The sequence below is a fragment of the Arthrospira sp. PCC 8006 genome (genome assembly GCF_046480465.1).
In the GTDB taxonomy this organism is placed as follows: Bacteria; Cyanobacteriota; Cyanobacteriia; order Cyanobacteriales; family Microcoleaceae; genus Limnospira; species Limnospira platensis.
Genome location: NZ_PKGG01000257.1, coordinates 1 through 6,616, shown reverse-complemented (window position 1 = coordinate 6,616; position 6,616 = coordinate 1). Strand labels below are relative to the sequence as shown.

Genomic DNA, 6,616 nt, shown 5'->3' with positions numbered 1-6,616 from the left:
GGGAGCATATTGCCAAACCCGCCTCACCCCACCGACWAYMAARYMSGSSCKSRYYCCRCMGKKRMMYWMATTTCCTAGGGAGCATATTRCCAAACCCGCCCTCACCCCACCGGCGAATTAATTTCCTAGGGGAGCATATTGCCAAACCCGCCCTTAGCCCACCGGGGCATTAATTTCCTAGGGGAGCATATTGCCAAACCTGCCCTTAGCCCACCGGGGCATTAATTATCCATTATCAATTATCCATTAATAAATATGCGTCTTCCCTTTCCTCAGTTTGAGATCACCAACCGCCACCATAACCACTTTGCCGAGGTGATCGAAACATCAACCTCCGAGTTTTTAGCCCAGTGTTTAGAACCAGAAGACCTCAGTTTTCCAGTAATGCCCCCCTTTGGTAGTTGGGTAACAGCAATTGATGAGGAGTCCAATAATCGCGTCTATGGCGTAGTTTACCACGCCACCACAAGCCCCATTGACTCCGTACATAGAGCCAGGGCTTTAGGCTTATCCCTGGAAGAATTGCGGGAACAGCAGCCCCAAATTTTCGCCATGTTGAAAACAGAATTTAAGGCTGCTATTGTCGGCTTTGAGAAAACCTCCGGGGGGCTAAATGGTTCCACACCACAACGGGGACAGATTTACCAATATATCCCCCCCCGACCTCCCCAAATTCATCAAGCTGTGTATCGGTGTGAGTCGGAAGAGGTGGTTTATTTTAGCGAAAGTCTGGATTTTTTGGCCACCTTACTACAAGTCATAAATGCTCCGGTAGACTCTTTGGTGGCAGCCACTATCCGAGAAATATATCAAATGCGAAATTGCGATCGCAGTTGGTTAATTGAAGCCGGACGGTCTATTAGTGTCCTGCTCAAAGATGATTACGATCGCCTGCGAATGATTTTAAAGCAAATTCACCCCTAATAGTATCAGAATTAATTTAATATCGAATTTGTAATGTCACCGAAGCCCTAACCTCTTGTTCCCCTCCAATGACAGGGGTTGAAGCCTCTGGGGCGCTCGCTAAAGCATCCGATCGCATCATCGGTCTAGGAACAGGGCTGCTGATATGATTGATCTGAATATTGACAATTTCCCGGCGGTTCAAGTTCAAAGTATCTAACACAGTATCAGCCTGTTGCTGGGCTTGTTGAGTCGCCAACTGTAGGGCTTGTTTGTGGGCGGCGGTCAGATCAGCATCAGCCGCCACAAAACTAATGCCATCAATGCGGGTAGCGCCAGCATTTACCGCCTGATCAAGTAAATTCCCAACCTCCTCGGTTTTGAGGCGAAAAGTCACGCTATTGGTCGCAGTATAGCCGATTAACTCTCGTTGGTTATTACGATGGTTATAGTTGGGGTTGAGGCGAATTCCCGCCGTTTCCAACTTTTCAACATTGCGCGATCGCAGCAATTCTACCACCGCTGATGTACGTCTAGCCGCTTCTTGCTGAACCTCTTGGGCTGTTCTCCCTTGAACTTCCACCCCAAGCTGTACCTGAGTTAACGTCGTCGGAATAGTGACAATACCTTCACCACTGACCGTTAATGTTCTCGCCGTTTGTTCCTGGGCGACCACCGGAGGGACAAAAGGAAGACTGATAAACCCTAAACCCAAGGATAAAGCAGCGATCGCCCCCCAGGGGTTGATAGAATTACGAGATAGGCTGGTTGTATTCATGATGGTATTTCTCCCCTGAATTATAGGCTGGATAAATTTGTCAAAGTTTGCTAACCCCAAAAATCGCATAACTTCCAGGTTGCGACAGCCAAGATATTGAGCAACCGTCTATCTGTTTCATCCTATCAGTTCTTGATTCAGGACATATCAATCAACATTGGATTTCCAGACTGATGGCTTTTCCATACCCCACTAGGTAGCACCAGATCAGCAGTCAAACCCTAGCCGGAAAAATTGCACAACAGATGTCATCTACTATTATGCGATCGGATGAGAGAAAACCCAAATGTCATCAACCAGTTTATTAACCGTCTACTCTTACATCCCTATAAAAAAATCAGTCTTTTATCTCCTGTAACTCTAGCTGAATAAGGATTCTAGGGCTTCACTTCTAGGAGACCGCCAATCTTATTAATCCTGTCTAAGTTGGGATAGTATCACCTAGGATTCAGAAATCACATAATCACCCTCGTAGATTCTAATTGTAGAGTCAAATTCGAGTGATGCTTATCTCACAATTAGTCAGCCTAGCCCTGCTAACTGTTTTACCTCCCTTGAGTTTAATGGCTTCTAAGCCAGCCTGGGCAGATTACATTAGAGAAAATCCCCAAAATGTCTTTATTATTAGCGTCGAAAATGCCACTCATAATATCAATGAAGCACCGGTTATCACTGATTTTGATTGGTTTCATGGGGATAAAATTGGTTTGACTGGTGGCTTAACAGAAGAGGACTTAGATTATCAATTACTCATTGATTTTAACAATGATGGATTTGCCAACGATACAGTGATCCGTCTGCGGGAAACTCAGGAAATTTTGGGGGTGGTAATCAATGCCGATGATTTTGTCTTAGATGGTGAATTTATCCCCATATCATCATACCAGATTAAGTCCTGCATGAAACAGGACAACATCCTTAATTGCAACTTTAACTTTCCTCAGATTAGGGAATAATGACAGGTAGACACTTAAAACCCCTCTCTTTCTTGGGGAGAGGGGTCAGGGGTGGGGACAAAAGAAACCCGGTTTCTAAGTAACCCTCCGCTGGGGAAGGGGAAACTCTCCTAGAAACCGGGCTTCTCGACGGTTGGGGGTGGAGGGGGGAATAGCGATCGCCCCTAGCCCCCATAAACCCCAATTTAGCTAAAAATCGGCTCCTGTCAAGTTTCTAAGAACGACGGATGATTTTATCCTTCTGGCTAATAAAGATTAACCCAACAGTTGCGGGGACGACAATGATCAGGAGACCAGCCAGCAAGCTATAGAAGAAATTCATCAATGAAGGTGTCATCTTAATCAGATCCTTAGAGTGCAAGTGCAGATTATATTTTTATTATTGTAAACTACCCGACGCTGAATCGAAGATTACAGCCCGGGCTTCCTACCTACCAAACCGCCTATAGCAGTTTTTTCTCTACTATTGGATCTTACGGTTTGGCGATCGGCTTTGCCCCGCGTTCCACAGGTCATCAACATGGTTATCACTATTTGCCATGTCATGTAATGTCATGTGCATCTATCATACCATCAACCATGAATATGTCAATTAGCCCATCAAACTCCCTTTTAGTTACAGCTTGTTCACCAGTCGCTTAATACATTGCCCTCACCCTAAATCTGGATCCCTCTCTGGGAGAGGGACTTTGAGAGCTGATCAGATGATTTCTGAACAGGCTGTAACTTGGCAACCACTGCCAATTTAGGGTGCTCGCTAACCCCTAAAATGGGAAAAGGTTAACAAACTTAAACTCAAGGCGATGAAAACTTTTACCATCTTAGACTGGACTCTGGGCTTGTTCCTGGCGGGAATGACCCTATTATTTATTTTCCGCATTGTTTTGACCTGGTATCCCCAAGCCGAGTTAAATCAGTTTCCGTTTAATCTGATTTTCTGGCCAACGGAACCATTTCTAGCCATCACCCGCAAAGTGATTCCCCCTTTGGGAGGCGTGGATATTACCCCGGTGATTTGGGTAGGTATTTTTAGCCTCCTGCGGGAATTGTTACTGGGACAACAGGGAATCCTGAGAATGATTGTTTAACGAGAAGGCAAATTTTTGTTCATCCACTGTTCCATAAAATTGGTGTAAACCTCACCCTCGAGAAACTCCGGGGTTTCCATAATTTTCTGATGAAAACTGATGGTTGTGGGAACTCCGGTAATAGCAAATTCCCGCAAAGCGCGTTTCATCCTTACTATAGCCGCCGCCCGGTCAGGACCCCAGACAATTAGCTTACCAATGAGAGAATCGTAATAGGGGGGAATCTCATAATCGGTGTACACATGGGAATCAATCCTGACCCCATTACCCCCCGGTGGGAGATAGCCGCTGATGCGTCCGGGGTGTGGTCTAAAGTTGCGATCTGGATCTTCCGCATTAATCCGACATTCGATCGCATGACCCCTAAGCTGAATTTGATCTTGGGTGAGATGCAATTTTTGTCCTTGGGCGATGCGGATCTGTTGGGCGATTAAATCTAGCCCCGTTATCATTTCTGTTACCGGGTGTTCTACCTGGATACGGGTATTCATTTCCATAAAGTAGAACTTCCCATGGCGATCGAGTAAAAATTCTACTGTTCCCGCCCCGGTATAGTTAATTGATGCGGCTGCTTTCACCGCCGCCTCTCCCATTTTTCGCCGGAGTTCAGGATTTAAAGCCGGACTGGGCGCTTCTTCCAGTAGCTTTTGATGTCGTCGCTGAATTGAACAGTCCCTTTCCCCTAGGTGAATCACATTCCCAAATCCATCGGCTAAAATCTGAAATTCAATATGGCGGGGACACTCGATAAATTTCTCGATATATAAGCCTGGGTTTCCAAAGGCTGCTTCTGCTTCTCCTTGGGCGGCGGAAAATAGTTTCGGGAGTTCCTCGGCGCTTCGGACTAGTCGCATTCCCCGACCTCCTCCCCCGGCGGTGGCTTTGATAATTACTGGATAGCCAATTTTTTGGGCTATTTTTTGGGCAGCTTTGTCATTGGTGACTAAGCCTTCACTACCGGGAATGGTGGGAACACCGAAACGCTGCATGGTTTCTTTGGCTGTGGACTTATCTCCCATTGACCTAATCGCCTCCGGGGTTGGACCGATAAAGGCGATGTCGTGGTCAGCACAAATTTCCGCAAATCTGGCATTTTCCGCTAAAAAACCATAGCCAGGATGAATGGCGGTGGCGTTCCGGGTTAGGGCGGCGGAGATGATGTTGGGGATGTTTAGATAACTTTTGCTGCTACTGGGTTCGCCTATGCAAACAGCTTCGTCGGCTAACTGGACGTGCAAGGCATGGCGATCTACAGTGGAGTGGACGGCCACTGTGGCAATCCCCATTTCTTCACAACTTCGGAGAATCCGTAGGGCAATTTCCCCACGATTGGCAATCAGGATCTTTGAAAACCGCATTTTCGGTGGTGTTCGGGCAATAATCAGTTAGGATATGTTATTTTGGGAATTTGTGGAAGATACTACCCAAATTTGTTGGCAAAAAAAGTTTGGCAATTTTGGAGTTTGGTGCTACAATGGTAAATTAGCACACCGATGGGAAAAATCATTCCTAGTCATCGGTTGTCTTCTGCGGATGTGGCGGAATTGGTATACGCGCACGTTTGAGGGGCGTGTGGCTTTGCCTTGCGAGTTCGAGTCTCGCCATCCGCATTTTACTTAAACCCCTATCCTGACTACTATCGCGGGAATTCACTTAACCCGATAGTCGTATCGTCACACTCAATATGCACTCCATTCAGTCTTAGTATACGGGACGATTGGTGCATATCCTTTGGCAACAAATCTTAATTATTGACGGGTTAATCAATAAACACAACTTAATCAATCTGTCAAATACCCATACCACCCCCCAACCAAACACCGATAGGGTAACTCCCTTGTGATAGCAGTCAATAGCAAGCCTATCGGTTCGTTCCTCACCATTGACTGCTATCACGTCGGTCGCACCCCCAAGAGTGTTTGTTCCGGTTGGGGGGAGGATATGTTTCCAAATCAACCACGACAACAGCAGAAGATAATTCCCCAAGCTATCAACGTACAAAGATACCCCTATCAATGTACAAAGATATCAGACCGCCTTTCCGTGGACTAGACCTATAGGTAAACCTATGAGCGATCGCCTATCGGGTTATCTATGGGTCTGATTCATAATCCTCGGTGAGGGGAAACTATGGGCTATCATCTGGCTGATATTAAAAGTGCGATCGCCTAATCTAAACTATCTCCTACCGGAACCAACCCGATACCCCTAAACAACTTTTCAACTGGTGACAATTACCGAGCAGAAACCGATACCAACATAATCAGTTCACCCCCAAAATCTTAGCCGTAGGTTGTAGGTAAAGCTATCTGTTGGGGGTAACTTAGTTCTGGGTAATATCTGGACATGATAGGGTAGGCATTCATATTTTAGAAGTTACATAATGTATTTACATTATGTAAATGAGTGCGATACGTTCAGGCATGAAATAGGGTTGAGATACCTGAAATAACCGCCTGGTAGAGACTTCAGGCCCCTGGGTGAATATAAGGAACGCACTCCTGACCATCTCTATAACTGTTTATATGTCCCAACGTTCGGTATAGAGATATACCAAACAAGGCAGGGAACCCAAGGTCAAAATGAACTAACTTATACAAATTCCTCATAGGAAGCCCAGAAATGGATAAGTAAAAGTTAGGAAATCAGGGTAACGGCGATAGCCACCCCCAATTTCAGGAATCACAACCCCAGGATTGAAGCGGGGAACGGAAGGCGTGAAGTAGAACCTACTACCATACGCGACCACTGCCAACCATCCATGATTAGGGAAACCGAATGTCCGGCTTGAACCATCGTAATTATCAGGTAGCGAAACAGGTTGATACGCTGCGCTCAAAAGAGTATGGGGAAAAGTAGGAGTTTCTTCATAATACCTACACAGACCTTTA

The 6,616-nt window shown here is 45.9% G+C and carries 7 protein-coding genes and 1 tRNA gene; 4 read left to right on the top strand and 4 right to left on the bottom strand.

Annotated elements, in window-relative coordinates; translation table 11 throughout:
* Positions 1 to 255 precede the first annotated feature (255 nt).
* On the top strand, positions 256 to 924 hold the full coding sequence (locus B9T16_RS24195) for an HAS-barrel domain-containing protein (protein WP_006616576.1): 669 nt from the start codon (positions 256 to 258) through the stop codon (positions 922 to 924).
* Positions 925 to 940: 16 nt separating this feature from the next.
* Here the strand turns inward: B9T16_RS24195 and B9T16_RS24190 are convergent, their stop codons facing one another.
* Positions 941 to 1,750, bottom strand: a complete 810-nt coding sequence (locus B9T16_RS24190; RefSeq protein ID WP_006616577.1) for an SIMPL domain-containing protein — start codon at positions 1,748 to 1,750, stop codon at positions 941 to 943.
* 434 nt (positions 1,751 to 2,184) lie between these two features.
* Here B9T16_RS24190 and B9T16_RS24185 point away from each other — a divergent pair, with 434 nt between their 5' ends.
* Positions 2,185 to 2,637, top strand: a complete 453-nt coding sequence (locus B9T16_RS24185; RefSeq protein WP_006616578.1) for a hypothetical protein — start codon at positions 2,185 to 2,187, stop codon at positions 2,635 to 2,637.
* 214 nt (positions 2,638 to 2,851) lie between these two features.
* Here the strand turns inward: B9T16_RS24185 and psbX are convergent, their stop codons facing one another.
* Positions 2,852 to 2,974 carry a photosystem II reaction center X protein gene (gene psbX / locus B9T16_RS24180; RefSeq protein ID WP_006616580.1) on the bottom strand — a complete coding sequence of 41 codons (123 nt, stop codon included), beginning with the start codon at positions 2,972 to 2,974 and terminating at the stop codon, positions 2,852 to 2,854.
* 466 nt (positions 2,975 to 3,440) lie between these two features.
* Here psbX and B9T16_RS24175 point away from each other — a divergent pair, with 466 nt between their 5' ends.
* Positions 3,441 to 3,725 carry a YggT family protein gene (locus tag B9T16_RS24175; RefSeq protein ID WP_006616581.1) on the top strand — a complete coding sequence of 95 codons (285 nt, stop codon included), beginning with the start codon at positions 3,441 to 3,443 and terminating at the stop codon, positions 3,723 to 3,725.
* Here the strand turns inward: B9T16_RS24175 and accC are convergent.
* Positions 3,722 to 5,083 carry an acetyl-CoA carboxylase biotin carboxylase subunit gene (accC, locus tag B9T16_RS24170; RefSeq protein WP_006616582.1) on the bottom strand — a complete coding sequence of 454 codons (1,362 nt, stop codon included), beginning with the start codon at positions 5,081 to 5,083 and terminating at the stop codon, positions 3,722 to 3,724. The genes B9T16_RS24175 and accC overlap by 4 nt on opposite strands.
* Positions 5,084 to 5,254: 171 nt before the next feature.
* On the opposite strand from accC, the gene B9T16_RS24165 reads away from it, so the two are divergent.
* Positions 5,255 to 5,335: transfer RNA gene (locus tag B9T16_RS24165), tRNA-Leu, on the top strand.
* 995 nt (positions 5,336 to 6,330) lie between these two features.
* Here B9T16_RS24165 and B9T16_RS24160 read toward each other — a convergent pair.
* Positions 6,331 to 6,616: hypothetical protein (locus B9T16_RS24160; RefSeq protein WP_410245975.1), on the bottom strand; the 286-nt coding region annotated here is incomplete at its 5' end.